This is a genomic window from Phenylobacterium sp. (assembly GCF_035309685.1).
Lineage (GTDB): Bacteria > Pseudomonadota > Alphaproteobacteria > Caulobacterales > Caulobacteraceae > Phenylobacterium.
Map to the genome: position 1 here is coordinate 15,945 of NZ_DATGEX010000046.1, position 24,646 is coordinate 40,590.

A 24,646-nucleotide genomic window follows, 5' to 3' on the forward strand; every position below is an offset into this window, starting at 1 on the left:
CCCTAGCGCCAGACTCCGGGGGCGATCTCGTCGGGACAACCGATGATCCAGACGTCGCGCTTCGGGTCGGAGACCAGGTAGGCGGTGTAGCGCTGATTGTGCCCCAGATCCTTCGAGGCTGGTCCGCCGGCCCGCGTCAGCTCGGCGACCGGGGTCACCCGCCGAAAACAGCGCATCACGTCGAAAACCTTCATCCGCCGCGACAGGTCGACCACCAGCCCGGGCTTGGTGAAGTCCGGACGGTCCGGATCGGTCGCCCAGTAGCGGTCGCGCTCCACCACCTCCAGCAGGGGCGAGGAGCGGTGCTCGTCGTTGAGCTGTGAAAACACGCCGTAGCTTTCGGCGCCGACCCAGGCCGCGCCGCTCTTCGCGCGCACCGCCTCCACGTCCTTCGCGAACCGCGGCCAGCCGCGCAGCGCGAGCGTTGGGTCGATTCGCCCGAGCAGCGGCGTGGGCGACGCCGCCAGCACGAAACACGCGGCGGCGACCACGAAGCCCAGGGCCGGCGCCGCGAACCGCAGGCCCTTCCACTGCCGCGCCTCGCCGAGCCGTCCCGCCGCCACCGCCGCACAGAGCGCCAGCGCCCCGAACAGCGGGACCGGCCAATGCGCCTGCACCCGGTCGTGCAGGCTGTGGATCAGCAGATAGGCCGCGAACGGCGCCGAGGTGGCGACCGGCAGCATCAGCTGGACCGCGGCGGGGTCCTTCCGCTCGCGCCAGGCCTGGCGCACGCCGAGCGCCGCGAAGATCGCCAGCAAGGGGGTGAACAGCAGGAGCTGCTCGCCGATCAGCTCGGCGACGTGGCCGGGCGAGACGCCGTGCGGCGCGATCCGGCCGAACTGCTTGGCGAAGGTGATCCAGTGATGCTGGGCGTTCCAGACGATGTTGGCGGAAAAGACGCCGGCGGCGATCGCCGCCGCCGCCCACGGCCCGGGCTTGCGCAGCTCCGCCAGGCCGCCGGGGACCGCGACGAGCCAGAGCAGCACGCCCGGCGCCAGGAACAGGGCCGAGTATTTCGACATCACCGCCAGGCCCGCGGCGAGGCCGGCCGCCAGCCACCAGGCCGCGCGCCGCGTCCGCCAGAACCGGGCGAGCGTCCAGAGCGTCACCGACCAGAACAGGCTGGCCGGCGCGTCCGGGATCGCCAGCATCCCGCCCAGGCCCACGGTGAGGGTGGCGTTGTACCAAAGCGCCGCGCGGAAGGCGGTCCGGCCATCGGCGCCCAGCGCGCGCGCCAGTTCGCCGATCAGCCAGCTCGAGACCCCGCTCGCCAGCACGGCGGCGACCCGGACCCCCAGCGGGGTGTCGCCGAACAACGTCTCGCCCGCGCGGATCCACCAGGCGATCATCGGCGGGTGGTCGAGATAGCCGAGCTGCAGATGTTGCGCCCAAAGCCGGTAGTAAGCCTCGTCCTCGGTCAGGTGGATGCCGCCGGCCGCCACAAGGCGCACGGCGGTCAGCGCCAGGACCAGCAGCAGCAGGCTTCTGCGGGACGACGGCAGGCTCCCCATTGGCGAGGGGCTCACCAGACGGCCCGCGCGGTGGTGATGTAGTTCCAGACCGCCGCCACCACGGCGCCGGCGACGCCCGCCACCCACCAGGACGGGCCTCGCTCGAAGACCATGGTCGCCACGGCCACATTGGCCGCCAGCGGCACGCTGCAGAGCACCACGAACTTGAAGTAGCCGATCAGCAGGCCGACGCCGCGCTTGCGCCGGTCGCGGTAGGTGACCGCGTTGTTGATCAGGTAGTTCGAGGTCATGGCGCCCAAGGCCGCGGCGGTCTGGGCGATCGAGAAGCCGAACTGCAGCAGGGTGCGCAGGATCGCCAGGTGCACGACCACGCCACTCGCGCCCACCAGGGCGAACATGATGAAGCGCGGCGAGATCAGGTCACGGCTGAGCTTGGCCATGAGCAGGCCCAGGTACTGGACGACCACGCCCTCATCGAGCTTGGAGTCGCCGGCCGTCCGCGCGCGGAATTCGTAGGGCAGCTCCAGATAGCGCGGCGGGGTCTTCTGCGAGGCCAGGATGTCGAACAGCACCTTGAAGCCGGAGGTGGCCAGCGCCGGGGCGACGGCCTCCACCAGCTCGCGGCGGATCATGAAGAAGCCGCTCATCGGGTCGGTGACCTCGGCGCGCAGCACGCGCTTGCCGAGCCAGTTGGCGAGCCGGCTGCCGGCCTCGCGCGTCGCCCCGAGCGCCGAGGCGTCCGAGCCCGCCTGGCTGAGGTACCGGCTGCCCACCACGATATCGGCGCGGTCCTGTTCCAGGGCGGCCAGCATCTGCGGCAGCAGGGTCTCGTCGTGCTGCATGTCGCCGTCGATCACCGCGACGAAGGGCGCGGCGCTCGCCATGGCGCCTTCGATCACCGCGCCGGCCAGGCCGCGGCGGCCGATCCGGTGCAGGCACATGACCCGCGGATCGACCGCGGCGATCGCCTTGACCACCGCAGCGGTGCCGTCGGGGCTGTCGTCGTCGACGAAGATCGCCTGCCAGACCACGCCCTCGAGCGCCGCCTCCAGCTTGGCCAGCAGCGGGCGCACATTGGGCGCCTCCTTGAAGGTCGGGATGACGACGCCGAGCTGCAGCTGAGCGCTCTTCGGGGCGGTTTTCGGACGCAAGGGAACCCCGGACGGTGCGCGCATGCGCCCTCATACCCGCGGCGCCGGGGCCTGGAAACCGTCCCCTGAAAACGTCGCGCGGCCACCACCGCCTCGCGCAACCTCTTCGCATCGTCCGCGGACGCCGTGTATGGGAATGGCGCCGCCCACCTTGAATGGGCGGACGATGGGGCGGCGGCAGGGAACGGTTCGACTTGGCTGACGACGGCAGATCGCCGCTGATCGGGCTCTACCTGGAGCGCCGCACCGACCTCGTGCGGTTCTTCACCGTGCGCCTGCGCTCGTCGGCCGCGGCCGAGGACCTGGTGCAGGACATCTATGTGCGCCTTTCGGGGATCGACGAGCCGTCCGAGATCCAGAACCCCATGGCCTACCTCTACCGCCTGGGCTCGAACCTGATGCTCGACCGTCTGCGCGGCGAGCGGCGCACGGCGCACCGCGACGGCGCCTGGCTGGACACCCAGACCACCCGCGTCGGCGTCTATGAAGTCTCCTCCGAGCCGGACGCCGAGGCCGCGGTGGCGGCGCGCCAGCGGCTGGCGCTGCTCACCGAGGCCCTGAAGGAGCTCGGTCCGCAGACACAACGTGTCTTCCGGATGCACAAGTTCGAGGGTCTCAGCCATCCCGAGGTCGCCGCGCAGCTGGGCATCTCCAGAAGCGCAGTGGAGAAGCATATGATGGCGGCGCTGAAGCATCTCTTGGCGAGGCTGCCATGATCCGCCAAACACGTTATTTGGAGGAGCTGGCGGGCCCGTGGCGTCATCTCATCGACAGCAGGCGGCTTGCCGCCCTGCGGGCTAGGGTTTGATGGCAACGACCGACGACAATCTGGACGACGGTCACGCCGCTGAGGAGGCGGCGCGCTGGTTCGCGCACCTCCAGGGCGAGGCCGCGACCGACGAGGACTGGCAGGGCTTCGAACGCTGGCTGCAGGCCTCGCCGGCGCATGCGCGCGCCTATGAGCGGCTTGAGGGCCTCTGGGTCGATCTGGAGTACGCGCCGGTCTCCAAGGACCTCGGCGGCCGGCCCCTGGTCGCGGCGCGCCGACGCCTGCCCGTGCGGCCGGCGGGGCGCGCGCCAGGCCGCCGGCTGTGGATCGGCGCGGCGGCGGCCATCGCCGCCAGCCTGGCGGTGGTCGTGGGCCTGGGCCTGCAGCCGGCCGCTGTGTCCACCCAGACGTATCAGACCCCGGCCGGCCGGACCCGCGACATCACGCTCGCCGACGGCACCCATATCCGGCTGAACGCGGCCTCGAAGATCACCGTCAGGCTCGGCCGCGATGCGCGCCGGGTGGAGATGGCCGACGCCGAGGCGGTGTTCGACGTGGCCCACGACGCGCGCAGGCCCTTCCTGATCGCGGTCGGCGACCGCCAGGTGCGCGTGGTCGGCACCGAGTTCAACCTGCGCCACCGCGACGATCAGGTGGACCTGACCGTGCGCCGCGGCGTCGTCGAGGTGCGCCCGGCCGACGCGCTGGGCGCCGCGCCGACCCGGGTCTCCGTCGGCCAGGAACTGACCCACACCGAGGGCCAGGCCGGCCAGATCCTCAAGGTCGCCGACCCGATCCAGTCCTTCGCCTGGACCAACGGCCAGCTGATCTACAAGGACCAGCCGCTCTCCGACGTCGCCGCGGACCTGTCGCGCCGCTTCTCGGTGCCGGTGCGCACCGCCGACGCCAGGACCGCCGCCCTGCGCTTCTCAGGGGTGCTGGTGACCGACAACGAGCCCGACGTGCTGCGCCGGCTGGCGGCCTATGCGCCGCTGCGCATCGAGCGCACCGCCGACGCGATCATCCTGCACCACCGCTAGGGTCTAGCGCTCTCCGGACGTCTTCGGCGCGCCCACCTGCATCGCCTGCATGAGGCTGCCGGTATAGGCGGCGTGGCCGACGTGGGTCAGCCGGGCCTCGAAGTCGGCCCATATCTCCCCGCCCAGGTCGCGCCAGCGGCGGCAGAAGGCGTAGTCCTCCGACAGATATTGCCCGGTTTCCGGCTCGACCATGGTGTCGAAGACCATCACCGCCTCAGCCGCCCCGCCGCCGCTCACATCGCCCATCTTGGCGCGCAGCTCGGGATGGGCGTCGCAGATCGCCTGCATGGCGTCGCGGCGGATCATCAGGAAGCCGGTGCCGCCATAGGCCACCCTTGCGATGCCGTTCTCGACCTCCACCGAATGGTCCGGCGTGGGGATAAAGCGCACCACATAGCCGATCGAGGCGGCCATCATGTCCGGGGCGTCGGCCTTGCCGGCGAGGCGGGCGCGCTCCCAGTCGATGTGCTTCATCGGGCAGACCGCGGCGATCACCGCCTTGTCGGCGTCCAGCAGGCGGAAGACGTTTTCCGGGGCGAAGCCGATGTCGGCGTCGCAGAACAGCAGGTGCGTCGCCTCCGGGTGCGCCAGGAAGCTCGCCGCCAGGCGCGAGCGGGCGCGGGTGATCAGCGCGTCGCCGCCCATCAGCTCGATGTGCAGGCCGACGCCCCGCGCTCGGCAGGCGTCCTGCAGGGCCAGCACCGAGTGCATGAAGTACAGGTTGATCACCCCGCCGTAGCAGGGCGCGGCCAGGTAGACGAAGGGCTGGGCGTCGGGCTTGGGCGGCATGGGGGCTCCGAAAGGCCTTAGGCCGGTTGCGGGTCGGCGAGGAAGCTTTCCACCAGATCGTCATAGAGGTCGAACCGCTTGTAGGCGCGCAATTCCGGTGTCGCCGAGCGCCAGGCGTGCGCGAAGGCCGCCAGGCGCTCGGGCTGGCCGGCCAAACTGCCCAGCGGCGCGAGCCAGACGCGGATGGTGAACAGCGCTCCGCCGGTGCGCGGCAGGCGCCGCAGGGTCTGGCGCTCGACCCGCAGGCTTAACGCGGAAGCCGCCTGCGACGGACCGATCTCGCCGATCCGGGCGCGGATCGGGGCGGACGAGGGCGTGTGAAGGGCGTTTGAGTTGAGCACCGTCCAGTTGCGCCGCTCCAGGACCAGATCGGGCCGCAGACCCTCGAAGATCCGCTGCACGCGCACCAGGAACCGGTCGGCGAAGCCGGTCACCGGCCCGTGCAGCTCGCCGAGCGAGCGGCCGATCACCTCCTGCGCGGTGAAGAAGCTGCCGGCCGAGAGCGAGAGCGCGGTCAGCCGCCATTCGCCGTCGCGCTTCTCCATCAGGCAGAGGTCGTCGGGGAGGCGCCGCGCGGCCGCGTAGAGCGGCGGGAGCTCGGCTGGCGCCGGCGCGGGCCCCAGCGCCGCGGCGATCAGGTCGGCGGCCTCGGCCTGGCCTGGCCGCGATCCGTCGGCTTCCGCCCAGACGAGGCCGCGGCTGGCGGCGAACAGCGGGTCCTTGCGCGCCGCCGGATCGGCCTCGCCGCCCTCGAGCCAGTCTTCGGGCGCGATGGGCCGAAGACCGATCTGGAAGTCGGCCGCCTCTTCCCAGGGCCGGTGCCGCGGCCTCACCGCACCCAGCCCGCCCGCAGCATCAGCCGCCAGACGACCCAGGCGACCGCGATGCCGACGCTGTCGGCGGCCAAGTCATGCCAGTCGCCATCGCGCCCCAGGCCCATGGTCCCCTGCAGCACCTCGATCACCGCGCCGAAGATGAAAGCGAAGACCGGGATCACCCAACGCCGGTGCGTCGACAGCAACAGGCCCGCGCCGGTCAGCACGGCCCAGGAGATGGCGTGCTCGGCCTTGTCCCAGACCAACCCGACGCCGGGCACGTCGCGGCCGGGCGCGAGGGTGAGATAGAGCAGGATCAGGCAGGCCAGGGCATAGATCCCCACGCGAACGCGCTGGGGCAGCCTGTCGAGTCGCAAATCAATCGGACGCATCGGCCCTTACTTGCACGTCCGCGCCCGCCTCTCTAGCGTCCCCCCTCCTCAAGGATTGGCGCCTTGAAGGGTGCGGAGTTTGGAATGTCGGCGAAACCGGAGATCGAGGCGGTGATCTGGGACTTCGGCGGGGTGTTCACCTCCTCGCCGTTCGAGGCCTTCAACCGCCTGGAAGCGGAGATGGGTCTGCCCAAGGACCTGATCCGCCGGGTCAACGCCACCAACCCCGACACCAACGCCTGGGCGCTGTTCGAGCGCAACGAGATCGACCCGGCCGGTTTCGACGCGCTGTTCCTCAAGGAATCCACGGCGCTCGGCCATCCGCTGCGCGGCGCCGAGGTGCTGCCGAAGCTGGCCGGCGAGCTGCGGCCGCGGATGGTGGCGGCGCTGAAGACCTGCAAGGCGCATTTCAAGGTCGGCTGCATCACCAACAACGTCGTCTCGATGCATAGCCCCGGCCAGGACGAGGGCCAGCAGGCGGCCGGCGCCATGGGTCAGGTCATGCCGCTGTTCGACGCGATCATCGAGAGCTCCAAGGCCGGGGTCCGCAAGCCCGACCCCAGGATCTACCAGATGATGTGCGAACTCTTGGCCGTCGAGCCGGGCGCCTGCGTCTACCTCGACGACCTGGGCATCAACTGCAAGCCGGCGGCGCAGCTTGGCATGACCGCGATCAAGGTGGTCGACGTGGACCAGACGCTGGCCGACCTCGCCCGCGCCACGGGCCTCACCTTCGGCGCGGAGCCGGTCGCATGAGCCGGCCGAAGAAGCTCCCCCTGGCCGCGGTCCTGGAAAAGCTGCCGATCTGGACGGCGGCGAAAGGCGCCGAAAAAGGGGATGGGCGCGAGGCGATCTATCGCCAGGTGGTGTTCGGCGACTTCAGCCGCGCCTTCGGCTTCATGAGCCGGGTCGCCATGCAGGCCGAGAAGCTCGACCATCATCCGGAGTGGAGCAACGTCTACGCCAAGGTGGATATCGTGCTGACCACCCACGACGCCGGCGGGGTCACCGAGCTCGACTTGGAGATGGCGAAGTTCATCGACGCCGTGGCGCTGCAGTGCGGAGCGGTCGACGCGACGCCCAAGCGGCGGCCCAATCTGCCGCCAGGCCTGGCCGAACGAATTCGCAAGCGCCCGCCAAAGAAATAGCCGCCGGCCGGTGGCGGCGTAAATCTTATGGCGGCCGGCCTAGTTGGCGACCACGGCGCCCAGCAGGAGCTTCGCGCCGGGACGTTTCAGGATCAGGTCGGTCTGGCGCTGCAGGGCCTGGGCGATGAAGTCGATGTTGGGCTCTGAGCCGGAAGGCATGCCGGCGGCGTAGACCTGGATCGTCTGGACATAGGCCGCGCGCAGCCGGGGCATCGACTTGTCGGCATAGTCGCGCAGCTTGGCGTCCGGGATTTCCAGCCCGCAGTCGACGCTGAGCACGCCACGCCGGCCGCCGGCCTTGTTGGTGGTGCCGGTGATCGCATCGATCGGCAGGTAGTCCTCGCCGCCGGACTTCTTCTTTTTCCCCTTGTCGTCGCCGGCCATGGCGAAGCCGGGCGCCGAGAAGGGCGCGAGAAGCGCGAGGACGGCGATGAGGTCGCGGCGGCGCATCCCTCCATCTATCGCGATTATGGTTAGCGGCTTCTTTACGCGCGCCTGCGACAAGAGGGTGGACTGCCAGGCTTCCCGGAGCGCGCCTTGGGCCGATTTGCGCCGACCACCCTCGACCTCGACGGCAAGGTCATCCTCGTCACCGGCGGCACGGGCTCGTTCGGGCGCCGTTTTGTCGAAACGGTGCTGGCGGGCGCGGAGCCGCGCAAGCTGATCATCTATTCGCGCGACGAGCTGAAGCAGAGCGAGATGCAGCAGGACCTCGCCGAGCGGTTCGGGCCGGAGAAGCTTGGCCGCCTGCGCTTCTTCCTGGGCGACGTGCGCGACCGCGAACGGCTGATCCTGGCCCTGCGCGGCGTCGACGTGGTGATCCACGCCGCGGCCCTGAAACAGGTGCCGGCGGCCGAATACAACCCATCCGAATGCATCCACACCAACATCATGGGCGCCGAGAACGTGGTCTGGGCCTGCCTGACCAACCGGGTGAAACAGGTCGTCGCGCTCTCCACCGACAAGGCCTGCAACCCGATCAACCTCTATGGCGCGACCAAGCTCGCCTCGGACAAGACCTTCGTGGCCGCCAACAACCTGTCGGGCGACATCGGCACGCGGTTCTCGGTGGTGCGCTACGGCAATGTGGTCGGCTCCAGAGGTTCGGTCGCCCCGCTGTTCCAGCGGCTGATCGCCCGCGGCGCCACGGAGCTGCCGATCACCGACACCCGGATGACGAGGTTCTGGATCACGCTCAACGAAGGCGTCGAGTTCGTGCTGTCGTCGCTAAAGGAAATGCATGGCGGCGAGATCTTCGTCCCCAAGATCCCGTCGATGAAGATGACCGACCTGGCCGCCGCCATGGCGCCCAACCTGCCGATCAAGGTGGTCGGCATCCGGCCGGGCGAGAAGCTGCACGAGATCATGATCTCCGCCGACGACACACGGACCACCGTCGACCTCGGCGACCGCTACGCCATCGAGCCGGCCTTCGTGGAATATCCCCGCGAGCCGCTGAAGGGCGCCCGGCCCGACGAGAACTTCTGCTACGCCAGCGACACCAACACCGACTGGCTGACCGGCGAGGCCCTGCTGGCGGTGGTCAACGAGTCCAGCCCGCAACGCCGGCGGCGCGCGGTCGACTAGGATGGCCGCGCCAACCTCGACAAAGGCCATCCTTCCCTACGGTCGCCAAACCATCGAGGACGACGACATTTCGGCCGTCGTCGAAGCGCTGAAGTCGGATTTCCTGACCACCGGCCCCTTGGTCGAGGCGTTCGAGACAGCGTTTGCCGAGACGGTCGGCGCGCGCCACGCGGTCGCCTGCGCCAACGGCACCGCCGCCCTGCACCTGGCCATGCTGGCGCTGGACGTGCAGCCGGGCGAGGTCGTCATCGCGCCCTCGATTACCTTCCTGGCCACCGCCAACTGCGCCCGCTATGTGGGCGCCGAGGTGGTGTTCGCCGATGTCGACCCAGATAGCGGCCTGATGACGCCGGAGACCCTGGCGGACGCCCTGACCCGCGTGGGCGACCGCAAGCCTCGCGCCGTCCTGCCGGTCCACCTGAGGGGCGACGCCGCCGACCTGCCCGGCCTCGCAGCCCTGGCGAACGACGCCGGCGCGGTGCTGGTCGAGGACGCGCCGCATGCGCTGGGCACGGCCATGACCTACGGCAACGTCGCCGAGCGGGTCGGCGACGCCCGCCACTCGGCCATGGCCACCTTCTCGTTCCACCCGGTCAAGACCATCGCCACCGGCGAGGGCGGCATGGTCACCACCAACGACCCGGCGCTGGCCGAGCGCCTGAGGGTCATGCGCAGCCACGGCATGGTGCGGCCCGCCGGCGCCGATCCCTGGTGGTACGAGATGCCGGAACCCGGCTTCAACTACCGCCTGCCCGACATCCTCTGCGCCCTCGGCCTCTCGCAGCTGAAGAAACTCCCCAGGTTCGCCGCGCGGCGGAGAGCGCTGGCCATGGCCTACGAAGCCGCGCTCGCGCCGCTCGCCCCGATGGTCCGCATCGCCGCCCGCCCCGCCTGGAGCGACCCGGTCCTGCACCTGCTGTGCGTGCTGATCGACTTCGAGGCCGCTGGGACGACCCGCCGGCAGGTGGTCGACGCCCTTCGCGAAAGGGGCGTCGGAACCCAGGTCCACTACATCCCGGTCCACCGCCAGCCTTACTACGCCGAGCGGTATGGCGGGCTCGACCTGCCGGGCGCCGAGGCCTGGTACGACCGATGCCTCAGCCTGCCGCTCTATCCGGGGATGGCGGATGGGGATGTGGAGCGGGTGGTCGAGGCTTTGCGGGGGGTGCTTGGAGTCTAAGCCGGCGGCGCCGTCGATGAGGCTCAGTTGGGCGGCCTGCTCAAGTCCACCTGAACCGTTTCGTAGTGTAAGGTAGGGCCTGGTGAGCTGATTTCGGCTTGGCCCTCCGACCCTTGTGACCAAACCAGAAAAGATTCCACCTCATTGCGGAACGGGGCGTGCTCGGCCCCGATCGCCCAAAACGCGTCCCTAAAAGCCACTTCGTCTTTGCCCTCTCGCAGCAGAGCTTCCAAGGCATCGTAGTAGTTTTGACGCTGGGCTGCCTCCAGGCCGCGGGCATAAGCCGCGAAAAGGTCCCGCGCGGTCATCGGATCGATGTCGAAGTCCTGATGAAAATGAACAGCCATTGGGACGAGGAGGGCTATCTGCGCGGGGGTCATGGCGGCCATCCTCACTTGTCTTGGTGTTTCGCATCTCTCCGAGATGCCACCCGGCCTTAAACCTCATGGATGATGCGAGCCTTGGGGCCTCGGCTTGTCAAGGACGGCCTCTTCGGGCCGCCGCGTGGCGGCCGGGCGAAGCCCGGTCCTTGAGAAGCCGAGACCCCAAGGCAAACTGGCCGGCATGAGATTTAAGCCGCCACCTGCCGGCTAAACCCCACTTTCGTCATCCTCCGGTCGCGCGAAGACGCGATCCGGGGGACCCATGATCTCAATGGGTGCAACACGGCCCTCGGCGGCGCCGCCGCGATTCTTCCGTGATCACGGAGATCATGGGTCCCCCGGATCAGCCTGCGGCTGACCGGAGGATGACGAGGGAGTTCGGGCCGCCCTAGGCCGCCAGCGCCGCGTGCTTCAGCAGGTCGCGGATCGCGTCCACCTGGTCCGGCGCGCCGGAGAGCTCCGCGCGGGTGTCGTCGGCGCGGGCGAGCTTCATGGCTTCGGCGCGGGCGCGGTCGGCGACGGGGCCGAGCGGGCCGGATTCGCCGCAGGCCAGCTTCAGGAGCGCGGTCAGGCGGTTGAGCGCCGGCGCGGTCGCCCGCGCGGTGGTGGCGATCAGCCTGGCGTCGGCCTCGACCAGGCCGCCGATCTCGCCCAGCTTGAGCTGCAGCGGTTTGAAGGCCTCCTCGACCAGGCCGCAGCGGGCGACGGCCTTCTGCAGCTTGGCCAGCTCCACCAGCCGCATGGCCGGATGGTGCGTCTCGCGGCACTCGCGCTCGAAGCGCAGGCTAAGGATCAGCGAGCTCAGCCAGCGGCCGGCCTCGCGCTTGTTGCTGGCGCCGATGATGTTCTCGGTCAGCCAGACCAGCGCCTCGGCCTCCTCCTGCACCGTATTGCCTTCGCCCAGGTAGACTTCCACGAAGTCGCGGGCGACCAGCATCTTCGAGCGGGCGGTGACCGCGGCCTGGACGTTGTCCAGCGGCAGCAGCTTGCCCGAGGCGGCGGTGAGCGCCATGGCCAGGCCCCGGATCACGTCGATCTCGCTGACCGGGTCGGAGGGTCTGAGGCGCCGCTGGCCGCCCAGGTCGCGCAGGATGCGCTGGCCGATGGCGGCGCGGACGCCCTCGAAATCGGCGCAGGGCAACCACTTGGCCAGCCGTTGCGCGCGGGTGGAAAGCTCCGGCATCACCTTGGCGACGCTGGGTTCGGCCTTGACCAGGTGGTCGACCACGGTGGCGGCGGCCAGGCGCGTCATGGCCGCCAGGCGGGCGCCCAGGTCCAGGCCGCCGCCCAGGATGTTGTCGAGACCCTTTTCGCAGCCGACGATTTCCTCCAGCGGCTGGGCGATGACCGACAGCGCGAGCGCGCGGCCGGCCCCCTCGGGCGGCGCATTGTCGGCGAGATCGAGCAGCAGGCCGACCTTCTCGCCCCAGCTGCGGGCCGGCGACAGGTGCGTGGCCACCGCGCAGCCCAGGCGGTAGGCGCCCTCGGGGTCCCTGGCGAGCTGGGCGGCGACCTTGCCGAAGGTGTCGGGCGAGACCTGCGGCAGGCCCTTGCGGGCGTCCTTCATCAGCCGCTCGATGGCGCGTTCGCCCAGGCTCTTGAACGAGGCGGTCATCTCGCCGACCGAGGCGCCGCGGGAATGGGCCTCCGGCACGGCGATCTTCTGGATGGCGTGGGTGATCTCGACGCCGCTGGCCTCCAGCTGTTCGACGAGGTCGGGGCGGTGCAAGAGTTCGAAGGGGCAGGCCTCGTGACGCTCCAGCCAGGTCTCGAACAGGCGGCCGATCCGCTCGCGGGCGTGGCAGGTGTAGAGGTCCTGCGGCGCGACGCAGAGCGGCTCGGTGGGCTCCGGCGCCTTGACCTTGCGCGGCTTCTCCGGGACGCCGAGGTTCAGGATGGTGAGGCCGTGGAACTCGCCGCTCTCCGGATCGAGCGTCTCGCGCATCACCCGCACCGCCGCCACCGCGCCCTTGCGGATCAGTTCGTTGGCCGTGTCGAGGGCGGTGGCGCGCACGTCGGTGGCCATCTTGAGGGCCCAACCGGAGTCCGGATAGCGTCGGACGAAGACCTCGAAATGAACGTCGGCAGCGGGCATAGAGTCCCTCCAAGTGAACCGGAGACTAGCCGCGAAGCTTTAAGGTCCTATTGACCGTCGTTATTGCGCCCCATCGAGGCCGCCCCATTTAGGCCGCCCCATTGAGGCCACCGTCGGGGATAACTAGCTTGGCTGGCGCGTTACCCTCGGGCGACGCCCCGCCCTGTTTTGCAAGACTCGGGCTTCCAAGGAGACGACGACCGCAATGGCTAAGATCACCCTGGTGGACGACGACGAGAACATCGTCACCTCCGTCAGCCTCGCCCTGGAAAGCCACGGCCACACCGTGAAGGCCTACTACGATGGCGCGTCGGGCCTGGCGGCGCTGGAGAACGAGCCGCCGGACCTGGCGATCCTCGATGTGAAGATGCCGCGCATGGACGGGATGGAGGTGCTGCGGCGCCTGCGCCGGACCAGCGACATGCCGGTGATCATCCTGACCTCGAAGGACGAGGAGATCGACGAGATCCTGGGGTTCAACCTGGGCGCCGACGACTACATGCACAAACCCTTCAGCCAGCGCCTCTTGATCGAGCGGGTGAAGGCGGTGCTGCGCCGCGCCGGCGTCGAGGGCGAGGAGCCGGCGCCCGCCGCGCCCGGCGCCGAGGGGAGCCGCGCCATCAAGCGGGGCAAGCTGACGCTCGACCCGGCGCGCCACGACTGCCTGTGGGAAGGCAAGCCCGTGAAGCTGACGGTGACCGAATTCCTGCTCCTGCAATCGCTGGCGCAGCGGCCGGGCTTCGTGAAGAGCCGCGACAACCTGATGGACGCGGCCTACGACGATCAGGTCTATGTCGATGACCGCACCATCGACAGCCACATCAAGCGCATGCGCAAGAAGTTCCGCGACGTTGACCCCGAGTTCGACGCAATCGAAACCCTCTACGGCGTTGGATACCGCTACCGCGAAACCTGAGCGGGGCGGCGAAGGCTCCAATCGCGACCGCGCGCGGGAGCGGGAGCGCCGCGCGGCGACGCCATCGCGGTTCAGCTGGCTGCCGGGATCGAGCCTTGGCCGGCTGATCGTCGTCCTCAATGTGCTGGGCCTGGCGATCCTGATCGCCGGCGCCCTGGTGCTCAACGAACTGCGCCAGGGGCTGGTCAACGCCCGCATCGACAGCCTGACCACCCAGGGCGAGCTGATGGCCTCGATCATCGATCAGGCCGCCACGGTGGGCGAGCCCTTCCCGCAGATGGACCCCACCAACGCCGGCGTCGTGCTGCAGATGCTGGCCAATCCGAAGACCCAGCGGGCCCGGCTGTTCGATCCGAGCGGCCGGCCGGTGGCCGACAGCGCGCTGGTCGCCGACCGGGTGGAGGAAAAGGCCCTGCCGCCGGCGCGCAAGCGGGGCGAGACGCCGATGTCGCTGGGCCTCGGGCCCCGCCGCGGCTCCGCCGCCACCGAGGCGCAGGCGGCGCTGAAGGCCGAGGTGGCCCAGGCGCTGCGTGGCCACCCGGTGGCGGTCCTGCGGCGCAGTGAGACCGGCGAGCGGGTGGTCTCGGTCTCGATTCCCATCCAGCGGGTGCAGGCGGTGCTGGGGGTGCTGACCCTCGAAGCCAACGACGTCGACGCGATCATCGCGCGCGAGCGGATGGCGCAGGTGCCGTTCTATCTGATCGCCATCGCCGTCAGCCTGGCCTCGTCCCTGCTGCTCACCCAGTTGATCGCCCAGCCGGTGCGCCGCCTGGCGCGCGCCGCCGACCGGGTGCGGCTGGCCGGCGCACGCGCGATCTCGCTGCCGGACCTGGCGGGACGCGACGACGAGCTGGGCGACCTGACGCGCAGCCTGGAGGACATGACCCAGGCGCTGTCGGAGCGGATGGACGCCATCGAGAGCTTCGCGGCCGACGTGGCGCACGAGATCAAGAATCCGCTCACCTCCCTGCGGTCCGCCGTGGAGACCCTGGAGCTGGTCACCGAGCCGGTGGCGCGCGCGCGCCTGCTGAAGATCCTGCAGAACGACGTGCAGCGCCTGGACCGGCTGGTCACCGACATCTCCAACGCCTCGCGGCTGGATGCGGAACTGTCGCGCGATGCGCCCAAGCCCGTCGATCTGGAGCGGCTGGTGGCCGACATCGTCGCGCTCTACCAGGCGACAGCCAAGCCCGGCGACGTGCGGGTCGTCCTGCACCGCTCGGGCGCCTCCGAGCCGGTGATGGTGCAGGGCCGCGAGGGGTCGCTTGGCCAGGTGTTCCGCAACCTGATCGACAACGCCCGCTCCTTCAGCCCGCCCGGCGGCGAGGTGGTGGTGGCCATGCAGAAGGCCGCGGGCCGGGTGATCGCCACGGTCTCCGACAACGGTCCCGGCATCCCGGCGGAGAATCTGGAGACCATCTTCGAGCGGTTCTACACCTCGCGGCCCAAGGGCGCGGCGTTCGGCGGCAACTCGGGCCTGGGCCTCTCCATCGCCCGCCAGATCGTCCAGGCGCACGGCGGAACCCTGCAGGCGCAGAACCGGGTGGTGGACGGCCAGGTGGTGGGCGCGATCTTCCTGCTGTTCCTTCCGGAAGCGAAGCCATGATCCGCCACGGCGTCCTGATCGCCGCCCGGCTTGGCGGCGTCTGGCGCGGCGTGCTGATCGAGGGCCCGGCCGGGGCCGGCAAGAGTGACCTGGCGCTGCGCGCGCTCGACGCGGGGTTTTCGCTGGTCGCCGACGACCGGGTGCTGCTCTGGACCTGCGAAGGCGCCTTGTTCGGCCGGGCGCCGGACACACTCTCGGGCCTGCTGGAAATCCGCGGCCTCGACGTCGTCCGCCTGGGCGTCCTGCCGTTCGCCGAGGTGGCGCTGGTCGCCCGCTGCGGGGCGCCGGAGCGCATTCCCGAGCCGGCCTTCGCCGAGGTCCTGGGGGTTTCCCGGCCGCTGATCGCGATCGATCCCCGGCCCGCCTCGGCGCCTGCGAAACTGCGTCGCGCGCTCAGCCACTTTGACGCGGCGCACAAGAGGCGTATTTAGCACGGCTTCGCGGGACGGGTTTTAGGCCGCGCGGGTGGGGATACCCTTGGAAGAAGTACGCATGTTCGGGCCAGGCGCATGATCGGGCTCGTGATCGTCACGCACGGGCGCCTGGCGGAAGAGTTCGTCTTCGCCATGGAGCATGTGGTCGGGCCGCAGGCCGCCGTCGAGGCGATCTGCATCGGCCCGGAAGATGACATGGAGCGCCGCCGCAAGGACATCCTGGCGGCCTGCGGGCGGGTGGACACCGGCGCCGGCGTCATCCTGCTCACCGACATGTTCGGCGGCACGCCGTCCAACCTCGCCATCTCGGTGATGGAGCAGACCAAGGCCGAGGTGATCGCCGGCCTCAACCTGCCGATGCTCATCAAGCTGGCCTCGGTGCGCTCCCGCCAGAGCCTGGAGGATGCGGTCGCCTGCGCCCAGGAAGCCGGCCGCAAGTACATTTCCGTCGCGTCCTACGTCCTGGCCGGCGAAAAGTAGGCCGGTGAGCGAGGCGGCGACCCGCACCGTCGAGATCGTCAACAAGCGCGGCCTGCACGCCCGCGCGTCGGCCAAGTTCGTCAAGACCGCCTCGGGCTACGACGCCGAGGTGCGGGTGTCCAAGGACGGCCAGACCGTCGACGCCCGCTCGATCATGGGCCTGATGATGCTGGCCGCCGGCCCCGGCTGCTGCATCGAGATCGAAGCCGAGGGCGCCGAGGCCGAGGCCGTCGTCATCGCCCTGGAAGCCCTGGTCACCGCCAAGTTCGACGAGGACGAGTAGGGTCAGGTCTTCAGCCGCCAGCCGGTGCGGAAGATCCAGGTCACCGCCATCAGGCAGGCGAGCAGGAAGCCCAGCGTCATCAACAGGCTGGTGCCGACGCTGACGTCGGAGATGCCGTAGAACGCCCAGCGGAAGCCGCTGATCAGATAGACGACCGGGTTGCCGAGCGCGATCTGCCGCCAGGGCTCGGGCAGCATGGAGATCGAATAGAAGCTGCCGCCTAAGAAGGTCAGCGGGGTCACCACCATCATCGGGATGATCGACAGCTTCTCCCAGCCGTCGGCCCAGACCCCGGTCAGGAAGCCGAACAGGCTGAAGGTGACGCTGGTCAGGGCCAGGAACGCGAGCGCCACAAAGGGGTGGGCGATGTGATAGGGCACGAACAGCCTGGCGGTGATGGCGATGATGATCCCCAGCAGCACCGACTTCGACGCCGCCGCGCCCACGTAGCCCAGGATGATCTCCACCGCCGAGATCGGCGCCGAGAGCACCTCGTAGATCGTGCCGGAGAATTTCGGCATGTAGATCGAGAACGAGCCGTTGGAGATGCTCTCGGTCAGGATCGACAGCATGATCAGGCCGGGCACGATGAAGGCGCCGTAGCTGACTCCGTCCAGCGCCGGCATCCGCCGCCCGATCGCCGCGCCGAAGACGATGAAATAGAGCGAGGTGGTGATCACCGGGGCTGCGATCGACTGGACGATGGTGCGGAACGCGCGCGCCATCTCGAAGCGGTAGATGGCGGCGATGGCGTGGACGTTCATGCGGCGCCCCTGACCAGGCTCACGAAGATTTCCTCCAGCGAGCTCTGCTCGGTCTGCAGGTCCTTGAAGTCGACGCCGCGCCTGGAAAGCTCGCGCAGCAGTTCGGCGATGCCGGTGTGCTCGGCCTGGGTGTCGAAGCTGTAGACGAGGTCGGCGCCGCCGTTGGCCAGCGCCAGGTCGTAGGCGGTGAGGTCTGCGGGGACGCTCGTCAGCGGCTCCTGCAGGTGCAGGGTCAGCTGCTTCTTGCCGAGCTTGCGCATCAGCTCGGCCTTCTCCTCGACCAGGATCAGTTCGCCCTTGGAGATCACCCCGATGCGGTCGGCCATCTCCTCGGCCTCCTCGATGTAGTGGGTGGTCAGGATGATGGTGACGCCGCTTTCGCGTAAGGACCGGACCATCTCCCACATGTCGCGGCGCAGCTCCACGTCGACGCCCGCGGTGGGCTCGTCCAGGAACAGGATCTGCGGCTCGTGGGAGAGCGCCTTGGCGATCATCAGGCGCCGCTTCATGCCGCCCGAGAGCGCCATGATCTTGGCGTCCTTCTTGTCCCAGAGGCTGAGGTCCCGCAGCACCTTTTCGATGTAGGCCGGATTGGCGGGCCTGCCGAACAGGCCGCGGCTGAAGTTCACCGTCGACCAGACGGTCTCGAACATGTCGGTGGAGATTTCCTGCGGCACCAGACCGATCTTCTTCCGCGCCGCGCGGTAGTCCTTCACCACGTCGCAGCCGTCGGCGATCACCCGGCCGGCGGTCGGGTTCACCAGGCCGCAGGTGACGCCGATCAGCGTGGTCTTGCCCGCCCCGTTGGGGCCCAGAAGCGCGAAGATCTCGCCCTTCTCGATGCTCAGGCTGACGTCCTTCAGCGCCTGGAAGCCGCCGGCGTAGGTCTTCGACAGGCTCTCGATGGAGATGATCGGCTGCGGCATGCGTCCCCCGGGACCCCCGAGATAGGGCGCGCAGGACGTTTCGGCTAGGCGGGCGCCGACAGACTTGGCGTACAGGGGCCTGGAAATGCTATGGAAGCCCGCCACGACGGAGCGCGTTGGGATGTCCCCGGATCGTGAGATCGAACTGAAGTTCGCCTGCGGGCCGGAGGATCTGGCCGCGGTGCTGGCCGCCGCGCCCAAGGCGTCTTTGGCGGGCGACGACGAAACCCGCGAGCTGATCAGCGTCTATTTCGACACCCCCGACCTGGTGCTGCAGAAGGCCGGCGCGTCGCTGCGGGTGCGCGAGCACAAGGGCAAGCGCATCCAGACGCTGAAGCGCGGCCAAGGCCTGGTGCGCGAGGAGCACGAGGCGCCGATCGAGGGCCTGGCGCCCGATCCGGCGCTGGAGCCCCTGCCGGAGCTGTTGCCGCAGGGTGCGAGCCTCAAGCCCGCCTTCAACGTCCGGGTCAGCCGCCGCCAGCGCACCTTCCGCTACCAGGGCGCCGAGATCGAACTGGCGCTCGACCAGGGCGAGGTATCGGGCGGCGATCAGCGTCGGCCGATCTGCGAGGTCGAATTGGAGCTGAAGTCCGGACCGCCCGCGGCGCTGTTCGCCCTGGCTCGCGAGCTTTCGGCCGCCGCGCCGCTCTACCTCGCCTTCGACAGCAAGGCCTCGCGCGGCCAGGCCCTGGTGGCCGGCGACGCCGCGCCGTCCGCGCAGAAGAGCGGCAAGGTGGCGCTGGCCGACGGCGCCACCGTCGGCGACGCCTTCCAGGCCATCGCGCGTCTGGCCCTGGCCCAGATCGCCGCCAACGCCGCGGTGCTGCGCGAGAGTCCGCTCTCCCCGGCCGCGGCGCCCGAGGCGGTGCACCAGCTGCGGGTCGGCGCGCGGCGCCTGCGCAGCGCGCTCTCGACCTTCAAGGCGGTGCTGGAGGGCGATGGGCTGGAGACCGCCAAGGCGGACCTCAAGTGGTTGGCCGCCAACTGCGGGCGGGCGCGCAATCTCGACGTCTTCGCCGCCGAGACCCTGGCCCCCGCCGAACTCGGCGCCAACCCGCCGCCCGGCGTCGAGCGGCTGCGCGCGGCGCTGGACGTGGCGCGCGAGGCCGCCTGGGCCCAGGCCTCGCAGGCCTGCGCGTCCGAGCGGTTCCGGGCCCTGATGATCGACGCCGCCGCCTGGGTGGAGACCGGCGGCTGGCGCGCCGCCGACGGCGCGGACAAGCCCGTCGGCCCCTTCGCCCGGCGGGCGCTGAAGACGCGCCTGAAGAAACTCGGCAAGCGCGGTCGCGACGTCGAGCGCGGCGACGACACCGCGCGCCATCACCTGCGCATCGAGGCCAAGAAGCTGCGCTACGCCTGCGACGGTTTCGCGAGCCTCTACGGCGACAAGGCGGTCCACCGCTATCTGCGCCACCTGAAAGAGCTGCAGGAGGTGCTGGGCGCGCTGAACGATCTGGCGACCGCCGCGCCGCTGCTCGCCGCGCTCGCCCTGCCGTCGGAAGCCGCCTTCGCGGCCGGGGAACTGGTGGGATTGCAGGCTGCCGCCAAGCCGCGGCTGGTCGCCGGCGCCGCCAAGGCGCTTGACCGGCTGCAGGCGGCCGACCCGTTCTGGGGTTAAGAATCACATAAAGAAGTCTTTATATGATTTCTTGCATGGCCTATGGCGCGCGGCTATAGAGCCGGCCAACTCCCCCATTTCGCCGCCACATTTGCCGAAGATCGGCGCTAGAGGACAACATGACCGACTACATCGTCAGGGACATCGCGCTCGCCGATTGGGGCCGCAAGGAACTCGACATCGCCGAGACCGAGATGCCGGGCCTGATGGCCGTGCGCGCCGAGTTCGGCAAGGACCAGCCGCTGAAGGGCGCCCGCATCGCCGGCTCCCTCCACATGACCATCCAGACCGGCGTCCTGATCGAAACCTTGCAGGCGCTGGGGGCCGACGTGCGCTGGGCCTCCTGCAACATCTTCTCCACCCAGGACCACGCCGCCGCCGCCATCGCGGTGAAGGGCACGCCGGTCTTCGCCATCAAGGGCGAGACGCTGGTGGAGTACTGGGAGTACGCCCACAAGATCTTCGAATGGTCGGACGGCGGCTATCCGAACCTGATCCTCGACGACGGCGGCGACGCCACCCTGCTCTGCGTGCTGGGCCCCAAGGCCGAGAAGGACCCGAGCGTCCTCAACAACCCGCAGAACGAGGAGGAAGAAGCCCTCTACGCGGTGATGAAGCGCTACCTGAAGGAGAAGCCCGGCTTCTATTCGGCGATCCGCGACGCGATTCGGGGCGTCTCGGAAGAGACCACCACCGGGGTCCACCGCCTCTACCAGATGGCCGAGCGCGGCGAGCTGCCGTTCCCGGCGATCAACGTCAACGACAGCGTCACCAAGTCGAAGTTCGACAACCTCTACGGCTGCCGCGAGAGCCTGGTGGACGCCATCCGCCGCGGCACCGACGTGATGCTGGCCGGCAAGGTGGCCGTGGTCCTGGGCTATGGCGACGTGGGCAAGGGCTCGGCCGCCTCGCTGCGCAACGGCGGCGCCCGGGTGATCGTCACCGAGATCGACCCGATCTGCGCCCTGCAGGCGGCCATGGAGGGCTATGAGGTCCAGACCATGGAAGACGTCGCCGACAAGGCCGACATCTTCGTCACCGCCACCGGCAACAAGGACGTGCTCACCGTCGACCACATGCGGGCGATGAAGAACAACGCCATCGTCTGCAACATCGGCCACTTCGACAGCGAGATTCAGATCGCGGGCCTGCGCAACTTCAAGTGGGACGAGATCAAGCCGCAGGTCCACCACGTGGAATTCCCGGACGGCAAGAAGATCATTGTGCTGTCGGAAGGCCGCCTGGTGAACCTGGGCAACGCCACCGGCCACCCAAGCTTCGTGATGAGCGCCAGCTTCACCAACCAGACCCTGGCCCAGATCGAACTGTGGACACAGGGCGCCAAGTACCAGACCAAGGTCTACACCCTGCCCAAGCACCTCGACGAAAAGGTCGCCATGCTGCACCTGGGCAAGCTCGGCGCGAAGCTGACCAAGCTCTCGAAGGACCAGGCCGACTACATCGGCGTGCCCACCGAAGGCCCGTTCAAGCCGGACCACTACCGGTACTAGCGCGCGCCCTCGCCGCGCGAGCGGCAAAGGTCGATTTTGGAACCACGGAAGACACGGAAAGATCACGGAACGCGGGCCAATTTCCCTTCCGTGTTTTCCGTGTTTTCCGTGGTTATTCTTTCTTCCGCTTCGCGGCGCGGCTAAGCCAGTTTGATGCCGCTGGCCCTCGTCCTCTCCTCATTCGTCGCGGCCAGCCGGATCGGCGGGGCGGCGCAGCAGTATCTGCTGGCCGCGCACAAGATCGATCCCGTGCTGGTGCCGACCGTCATGCTGGGCCGCAACCCGGCGCGCGGCGCGCACGGCCAGGCGACCCCGCCGGAGGTCTTCAGCCAGATGCTGGCCGACGTGGAGGCCGACGCCCTGTTCGGCCTCGTCGACCTGGTGATCACCGGCTATTTCGCCTCGCCCGAGCAGGTGGAGATCGCCGCCGACGTCCTGGGCCGCATCAAGGTCGCGTCGGAGCGGCCGCCGGTGGTGGTGGTCGATCCGATCCTCGGCGATTTCCCCAAGGGCCTCTACGTCGAGCCGGAGGTGGCTGAGGCGGTGGCGAACCGGCTCGTGCCCTTGGCCGACTGGATCACCCCGAACCTGTGGGAGCTGGGCTTCCTCTCAGGCGCCGAGATCGAGAGCGCGGCCGGCGCGGCGGCGGCGGCGCGCGGCCTTCGCAAGCCCGCGCTGATCACCTCGGCGCCGGTGGACGAGGGCGAGATCGGCCTCTTGATCGTCGAAGCCAAGGCGGCGACCCTGTTCGCGCACCGCCGGCTCGCCTATGCGCCCAACGGGACCGGCGACCTGGTGGCGGCGAGTTTCGGCGCGGGCCTGATCGAGGGCCTCACCCCCGTCGCCGCCGCCGAGCGGGCCGCCCGCGCCGCCGCCGAGGTGGTGCAGGCCGCGCAGGACTGGCGCGCGCCGGAACTGCCGATCATCGCGCTCGGCGAGCGGCTGGTGCGCCCCACCGCGGCCTTGCGCATAGAGCCGCTCTAGCCTTCCAGGAGCTTGCCCTTGGTCGAGATCGCCGGCCTCGCCCCCATCCGCTTCGACGCCGTGAAGGACGCCTTCGCGGCCAATTTCGCGGCGGGCGAGGAACTGGGCGCGCGCTTCACCCTGGTGGAGGCCGGCGAGATCGTGCTCGACATCTGGGCCGGCCACGCCGACCGGGCCAAGACCCGCGCCTTCGACGACAGGACGCTGACGCCGATCTTCTCGACCACCAAGGCCATCGCGGCCCTGATGATCGCCAGGCTGGTCGACGCCGGAAAGCTCGACTACGCCCAGACGGTCGCCTCGCTCTGGCCGGAGTTCGCCCAGGCGGGCAAAGCTGAGATCACCGTCGAGCAGGTGATGAGCCACCAGGAAGGGCTCTCCGGCTTTCCGGAGCGGATGGAGCCCGCGGAATGGTTCGACTGGGACGCCATCTGCGCCAAGCTCGCGGCCATGGCGCCGATCTGGCCGCCGGGCAGCGCCAGCGGCTATCACCCGATCACCTTCGGCTATCTGGCGGGCGAGATCTTCCGGCGCGTCGAGGGCTGGAACATGGGGGCGGCCCTGCGGGAGGAGCTGGCCGTGCCCTTCGGCCTCGACATCTGGATTGGCCTGCCGGACGCCGAGGCCGGGCGCGTGGCCGAGCTGCAGCGGCCCAAGGCCCTGCCGGACTTCGGCCACCTCAACGCCGCCACCAAGGCCGCCTTCCTGACGCCCTGGGCCCAGCCCGGCGGCCTCGGCGCCGACGTCCTGCGCCGGTTCGAACTGCCGTCGGCCACCGGCTATGCCACCGCCCAGGCGCTGGCGCGGGTGATGGGGGCGCTGGCCAACGACGGCTGGCTGGACGGCGAGGACATTCTCTCGCCCGCCCTGATCGCCGAAGCCGCCCGCTCGCGCATCCGTGGCCCCGACCTGGTGCTGCCCTTCGAGATGAGCTGGGGCGCGGGCTTCATGCGCAACGAGACCGTGCACCCCTGGGGCCCAGGCGACGAGACCTTTGGCCACTCCGGCTGGGGCGGCTCCTGCGCCTTCGCCGACCCGGAGCGCAAGCTGGGCGGCGCCTATGTGATGAACAAGCAGTCGACGGACCTGCTGAACGACAGCAGGCCCCGGCGGCTGATCGAGGCGGCCTACGCGAGCCTTTAAGAGGCCAGATCGAGATCCTCCTCCCCTTGTGGGAGGAGGTGTCAGCCGGATGGCTGACGGAGGTGGGGTCGCGCTGAGCCATCCGCGCGAGACGAAGCCTGGTTCGAGGCTGTGAGTCTGAGAAACCCCACCTCCGACCTGCTCCGCAGGCCACCTCCTCCCACAAGGGGAGGAGAAGCATCAGCCGGTATCGGCGAGTGGGGATTTGGCGCCTGTCGCCGCCGGCCGGCCCTTCCCAGCCTTAAGTCTCATGCCGGCCAGTCTGCCTTGGGGTCTCGGCTTCTCAAGGATCGGGCTTCGCCCGGCCGCGTAGCGGCGCGCCAAAGAGCGCGTCCTTGACAAGCCGAGACCCCAAGGCTCGCATCATCCATGAGATCGAAGGGGCGCTCCGCGCGGACGCGCCGGCGGCGGACTCGGTCAGTGTCCGCAATGGGTCGGAAGTGGACATACCAATGCGGCGGGGTTGGAGTGGCTGGCGCTTTGCCTGGCGGGGCGGTGAGGCTAGTTGGCCCCAGCTATCTGGGCGAAACCATTTTCCGAAAAGAAACCAAGGCGTTCGTAGCCTTCATCATGCTTAGTACGATCTCGCCCAACTGGCTGATTTCGTAGTACGCGGCCACCACGACGTCCTCCGAGGAATCGTTAGGAACCTTTTCTTTGAGGGAAAGCGCTACGACTTGGCCACTCGGTCTGTTGGTGCCCCAAATGGCGTGAGCGAATAGATTTCTAGTCGAATACAGATCTTCTAGCCTTCCGATGAGCGTAAGGACGTTTTGCAACTCCTTAAGGGGAAGCCGTTTTTCGCAAAGCCTTCGAAGTAGGGATATCTTGTGATTGGCATCCAACCTGCCGGTGACAATCCGACCGTTGGCAATATCGAGAGACAGCAAGGCCCAGACCGCCTCTTCGATAGCCTGTTCTAGGCTGGACCATGTGTGCATGGCCCGCCCGATCATCATTTCATATTCGGGCGGCACGACCTTTTCGAAGGTATTGTTCGGATCAAGAGGCGCAATTGATCCGCGTTGCGCGCGTGTAGCCCTTGGTCTTGGCGGTGACTTAGCCATGCCTCCTTGCTCCCTACGAGGAGAGTACGACAGCGAGAGCGTCTCAGAAATACGCCGTCGCCCTACCAGCGGGTGGACCTGGAAGTCGCCGCT

26 protein-coding genes are annotated in these 24,646 nt (G+C 69.2%); 15 read left to right on the forward strand and 11 right to left on the reverse strand.

Annotation, left to right across the window (positions count from 1 at the left end):
* Nucleotides 1-2: 2 nt before the first annotated feature.
* Together VKQ35_RS14860 and VKQ35_RS14865 are read right to left on the reverse strand one after the other, a co-directional pair.
* Nucleotides 3-1,526 carry an ArnT family glycosyltransferase gene (locus VKQ35_RS14860; protein WP_324362944.1) on the reverse strand — a complete coding sequence of 508 codons (1,524 nt, stop codon included), beginning with the start codon at nucleotides 1,524-1,526 and terminating at the stop codon, nucleotides 3-5.
* Nucleotides 1,523-2,647: a glycosyltransferase family 2 protein gene (locus VKQ35_RS14865; RefSeq protein ID WP_324362946.1), complete on the reverse strand. Its 1,125-nt coding sequence runs from the start codon at nucleotides 2,645-2,647 to the stop codon at nucleotides 1,523-1,525. Before VKQ35_RS14865 ends, VKQ35_RS14860 begins: the two co-directional genes overlap by 4 nt.
* 170 nt (nucleotides 2,648-2,817) lie before the next feature.
* On the opposite strand from VKQ35_RS14865, the gene VKQ35_RS14870 reads away from it, so the two are divergent.
* Entirely contained in the window at nucleotides 2,818-3,339 is a 522-nt protein-coding gene (locus VKQ35_RS14870) for a sigma-70 family RNA polymerase sigma factor (RefSeq protein WP_324362948.1), read from the forward strand.
* 91 nt (nucleotides 3,340-3,430) lie between these two features.
* Nucleotides 3,431-4,432, forward strand: coding sequence for a FecR family protein (locus VKQ35_RS14875; protein ID WP_324362950.1), 1,002 nt, complete (start codon nucleotides 3,431-3,433; stop codon nucleotides 4,430-4,432).
* Between the two features lie 3 nt (nucleotides 4,433-4,435).
* Here the strand turns inward: VKQ35_RS14875 and VKQ35_RS14880 are convergent, their stop codons facing one another.
* From VKQ35_RS14880 to VKQ35_RS14890, 3 genes are read right to left on the reverse strand one after another with little or no spacing between them, the layout of a single operon-like run.
* Nucleotides 4,436-5,221: a hypothetical protein gene (locus VKQ35_RS14880; protein ID WP_324362951.1), complete on the reverse strand. Its 786-nt coding sequence runs from the start codon at nucleotides 5,219-5,221 to the stop codon at nucleotides 4,436-4,438.
* A gap of 17 nt (nucleotides 5,222-5,238) precedes the next feature.
* Nucleotides 5,239-6,054, reverse strand: a complete 816-nt coding sequence (locus tag VKQ35_RS14885; protein ID WP_324362953.1) for a heme-dependent oxidative N-demethylase subunit alpha family protein — start codon at nucleotides 6,052-6,054, stop codon at nucleotides 5,239-5,241.
* Entirely contained in the window at nucleotides 6,051-6,380 is a 330-nt protein-coding gene (locus VKQ35_RS14890; protein ID WP_324362955.1) for a hypothetical protein, read from the reverse strand. Before VKQ35_RS14890 ends, VKQ35_RS14885 begins: the two co-directional genes overlap by 4 nt.
* 132 nt (nucleotides 6,381-6,512) lie before the next feature.
* Here VKQ35_RS14890 and VKQ35_RS14895 point away from each other — a divergent pair, with 132 nt between their 5' ends.
* Both VKQ35_RS14895 and VKQ35_RS14900 read left to right on the forward strand, forming a co-directional pair.
* Nucleotides 6,513-7,184 carry an HAD-IA family hydrolase gene (locus VKQ35_RS14895; protein WP_324362957.1) on the forward strand — a complete coding sequence of 224 codons (672 nt, stop codon included), beginning with the start codon at nucleotides 6,513-6,515 and terminating at the stop codon, nucleotides 7,182-7,184.
* Nucleotides 7,181-7,576, forward strand: coding sequence for a 4a-hydroxytetrahydrobiopterin dehydratase (locus VKQ35_RS14900; RefSeq protein ID WP_324362958.1), 396 nt, complete (start codon nucleotides 7,181-7,183; stop codon nucleotides 7,574-7,576). Before VKQ35_RS14895 ends, VKQ35_RS14900 begins: the two co-directional genes overlap by 4 nt.
* Before the next feature lie 39 nt (nucleotides 7,577-7,615).
* Here the strand turns inward: VKQ35_RS14900 and VKQ35_RS14905 are convergent, their stop codons facing one another.
* On the reverse strand, nucleotides 7,616-8,026 hold the full coding sequence (locus VKQ35_RS14905; protein ID WP_324362960.1) for a hypothetical protein: 411 nt from the start codon (nucleotides 8,024-8,026) through the stop codon (nucleotides 7,616-7,618).
* An 87-nt stretch (nucleotides 8,027-8,113) separates the two neighbouring features.
* Here VKQ35_RS14905 and pseB point away from each other — a divergent pair, with 87 nt between their 5' ends.
* Entirely contained in the window at nucleotides 8,114-9,163 is a 1,050-nt protein-coding gene (gene pseB, locus VKQ35_RS14910; RefSeq protein WP_324362962.1) for a UDP-N-acetylglucosamine 4,6-dehydratase (inverting), read from the forward strand.
* A gap of 1 nt (nucleotide 9,164) precedes the next feature.
* Nucleotides 9,165-10,343: a UDP-4-amino-4,6-dideoxy-N-acetyl-beta-L-altrosamine transaminase gene (gene pseC, locus VKQ35_RS14915; RefSeq protein WP_324362964.1), complete on the forward strand. Its 1,179-nt coding sequence runs from the start codon at nucleotides 9,165-9,167 to the stop codon at nucleotides 10,341-10,343.
* A 23-nt stretch (nucleotides 10,344-10,366) separates the two neighbouring features.
* Here the strand turns inward: pseC and VKQ35_RS14920 are convergent, their stop codons facing one another.
* On the reverse strand, nucleotides 10,367-10,732 hold the full coding sequence (locus VKQ35_RS14920; RefSeq protein ID WP_324362965.1) for a hypothetical protein: 366 nt from the start codon (nucleotides 10,730-10,732) through the stop codon (nucleotides 10,367-10,369).
* A gap of 382 nt (nucleotides 10,733-11,114) precedes the next feature.
* Nucleotides 11,115-12,821 carry a hypothetical protein gene (locus tag VKQ35_RS14925; RefSeq protein WP_324362967.1) on the reverse strand — a complete coding sequence of 569 codons (1,707 nt, stop codon included), beginning with the start codon at nucleotides 12,819-12,821 and terminating at the stop codon, nucleotides 11,115-11,117.
* A 205-nt stretch (nucleotides 12,822-13,026) separates the two neighbouring features.
* Between VKQ35_RS14925 and VKQ35_RS14930 the strand changes: the two genes are divergently transcribed.
* From VKQ35_RS14930 to VKQ35_RS14950, 5 genes are all read left to right on the forward strand, one after another.
* Complete coding sequence (locus VKQ35_RS14930; protein ID WP_324362969.1) at nucleotides 13,027-13,737, forward strand: response regulator transcription factor; 711 nt, start codon at nucleotides 13,027-13,029, stop codon at nucleotides 13,735-13,737.
* Nucleotides 13,712-15,343, forward strand: a complete 1,632-nt coding sequence (locus VKQ35_RS14935) for a stimulus-sensing domain-containing protein (protein WP_414692352.1) — start codon at nucleotides 13,712-13,714, stop codon at nucleotides 15,341-15,343. The genes VKQ35_RS14930 and VKQ35_RS14935 overlap by 26 nt, the downstream gene beginning before the upstream one ends.
* Complete coding sequence (locus VKQ35_RS14940) at nucleotides 15,340-15,774, forward strand: HPr kinase/phosphorylase (protein ID WP_324362971.1); 435 nt, start codon at nucleotides 15,340-15,342, stop codon at nucleotides 15,772-15,774. The genes VKQ35_RS14935 and VKQ35_RS14940 overlap by 4 nt, the downstream gene beginning before the upstream one ends.
* 78 nt (nucleotides 15,775-15,852) lie before the next feature.
* Nucleotides 15,853-16,257 carry a PTS sugar transporter subunit IIA gene (locus tag VKQ35_RS14945; RefSeq protein ID WP_293372605.1) on the forward strand — a complete coding sequence of 135 codons (405 nt, stop codon included), beginning with the start codon at nucleotides 15,853-15,855 and terminating at the stop codon, nucleotides 16,255-16,257.
* 4 nt (nucleotides 16,258-16,261) lie between these two features.
* Nucleotides 16,262-16,540, forward strand: coding sequence for an HPr family phosphocarrier protein (locus VKQ35_RS14950; RefSeq protein WP_324362974.1), 279 nt, complete (start codon nucleotides 16,262-16,264; stop codon nucleotides 16,538-16,540).
* Between the two features lie 2 nt (nucleotides 16,541-16,542).
* Here VKQ35_RS14950 and VKQ35_RS14955 read toward each other — a convergent pair whose 3' ends face one another.
* Both VKQ35_RS14955 and VKQ35_RS14960 read right to left on the reverse strand, forming a co-directional pair.
* A complete protein-coding gene (locus VKQ35_RS14955) occupies nucleotides 16,543-17,304 on the reverse strand; it encodes an ABC transporter permease (RefSeq protein WP_324362976.1) in 762 nt (253 codons plus the stop codon).
* Nucleotides 17,301-18,230, reverse strand: a complete 930-nt coding sequence (locus tag VKQ35_RS14960) for an ABC transporter ATP-binding protein (RefSeq protein ID WP_324362978.1) — start codon at nucleotides 18,228-18,230, stop codon at nucleotides 17,301-17,303. The genes VKQ35_RS14955 and VKQ35_RS14960 overlap by 4 nt, the downstream gene beginning before the upstream one ends.
* Nucleotides 18,231-18,351: 121 nt before the next feature.
* On the opposite strand from VKQ35_RS14960, the gene VKQ35_RS14965 reads away from it, so the two are divergent.
* The 4 genes from VKQ35_RS14965 (at nucleotide 18,352) to VKQ35_RS14980 (ending at nucleotide 23,486) form a co-directional block, all read left to right on the forward strand.
* Nucleotides 18,352-19,848 carry a CHAD domain-containing protein gene (locus VKQ35_RS14965; RefSeq protein WP_324362981.1) on the forward strand — a complete coding sequence of 499 codons (1,497 nt, stop codon included), beginning with the start codon at nucleotides 18,352-18,354 and terminating at the stop codon, nucleotides 19,846-19,848.
* Between the two features lie 119 nt (nucleotides 19,849-19,967).
* On the forward strand, nucleotides 19,968-21,359 hold the full coding sequence (gene ahcY / locus VKQ35_RS14970) for an adenosylhomocysteinase (RefSeq protein WP_324362983.1): 1,392 nt from the start codon (nucleotides 19,968-19,970) through the stop codon (nucleotides 21,357-21,359).
* 153 nt (nucleotides 21,360-21,512) lie between these two features.
* Nucleotides 21,513-22,343 carry a PfkB family carbohydrate kinase gene (locus VKQ35_RS14975; RefSeq protein ID WP_324362985.1) on the forward strand — a complete coding sequence of 277 codons (831 nt, stop codon included), beginning with the start codon at nucleotides 21,513-21,515 and terminating at the stop codon, nucleotides 22,341-22,343.
* 18 nt (nucleotides 22,344-22,361) lie between these two features.
* Nucleotides 22,362-23,486, forward strand: coding sequence for a serine hydrolase domain-containing protein (locus VKQ35_RS14980; RefSeq protein ID WP_324362988.1), 1,125 nt, complete (start codon nucleotides 22,362-22,364; stop codon nucleotides 23,484-23,486).
* Nucleotides 23,487-24,001: 515 nt separating this feature from the next.
* Here VKQ35_RS14980 and VKQ35_RS14985 read toward each other — a convergent pair.
* Nucleotides 24,002-24,553, reverse strand: coding sequence for a hypothetical protein (locus VKQ35_RS14985; RefSeq protein WP_324362990.1), 552 nt, complete (start codon nucleotides 24,551-24,553; stop codon nucleotides 24,002-24,004).
* Nucleotides 24,554-24,646: the final 93 nt, after the last annotated feature.

Coding starts and splice junctions, on each gene's coding strand:
- VKQ35_RS14985 (WP_324362990.1), bottom strand. CDS start 24,553: ATGGCTAAGTCACCGCCAAGACCAAGGGCTACACGCGCGCAACGCGGA.
- VKQ35_RS14965 (WP_324362981.1), top strand. CDS start 18,352: ATGTCCCCGGATCGTGAGATCGAACTGAAGTTCGCCTGCGGGCCGGAG.
- VKQ35_RS14895 (WP_324362957.1), top strand. CDS start 6,513: ATGTCGGCGAAACCGGAGATCGAGGCGGTGATCTGGGACTTCGGCGGG.
- VKQ35_RS14920 (WP_324362965.1), bottom strand. CDS start 10,732: ATGGCCGCCATGACCCCCGCGCAGATAGCCCTCCTCGTCCCAATGGCT.
- VKQ35_RS14975 (WP_324362985.1), top strand. CDS start 21,513: ATGCCGCTGGCCCTCGTCCTCTCCTCATTCGTCGCGGCCAGCCGGATC.
- VKQ35_RS14880 (WP_324362951.1), bottom strand. CDS start 5,221: ATGCCGCCCAAGCCCGACGCCCAGCCCTTCGTCTACCTGGCCGCGCCC.
- VKQ35_RS14930 (WP_324362969.1), top strand. CDS start 13,027: ATGGCTAAGATCACCCTGGTGGACGACGACGAGAACATCGTCACCTCC.
- VKQ35_RS14865 (WP_324362946.1), bottom strand. CDS start 2,647: ATGCGCGCACCGTCCGGGGTTCCCTTGCGTCCGAAAACCGCCCCGAAG.
- VKQ35_RS14925 (WP_324362967.1), bottom strand. CDS start 12,821: ATGCCCGCTGCCGACGTTCATTTCGAGGTCTTCGTCCGACGCTATCCG.
- VKQ35_RS14940 (WP_324362971.1), top strand. CDS start 15,340: ATGATCCGCCACGGCGTCCTGATCGCCGCCCGGCTTGGCGGCGTCTGG.
- VKQ35_RS14905 (WP_324362960.1), bottom strand. CDS start 8,026: ATGCGCCGCCGCGACCTCATCGCCGTCCTCGCGCTTCTCGCGCCCTTC.
- VKQ35_RS14945 (WP_293372605.1), top strand. CDS start 15,853: ATGATCGGGCTCGTGATCGTCACGCACGGGCGCCTGGCGGAAGAGTTC.
- VKQ35_RS14960 (WP_324362978.1), bottom strand. CDS start 18,230: ATGCCGCAGCCGATCATCTCCATCGAGAGCCTGTCGAAGACCTACGCC.
- pseC (WP_324362964.1), top strand. CDS start 9,165: ATGGCCGCGCCAACCTCGACAAAGGCCATCCTTCCCTACGGTCGCCAA.
- VKQ35_RS14955 (WP_324362976.1), bottom strand. CDS start 17,304: ATGAACGTCCACGCCATCGCCGCCATCTACCGCTTCGAGATGGCGCGC.
- ahcY (WP_324362983.1), top strand. CDS start 19,968: ATGACCGACTACATCGTCAGGGACATCGCGCTCGCCGATTGGGGCCGC.
- VKQ35_RS14875 (WP_324362950.1), top strand. CDS start 3,431: ATGGCAACGACCGACGACAATCTGGACGACGGTCACGCCGCTGAGGAG.
- VKQ35_RS14900 (WP_324362958.1), top strand. CDS start 7,181: ATGAGCCGGCCGAAGAAGCTCCCCCTGGCCGCGGTCCTGGAAAAGCTG.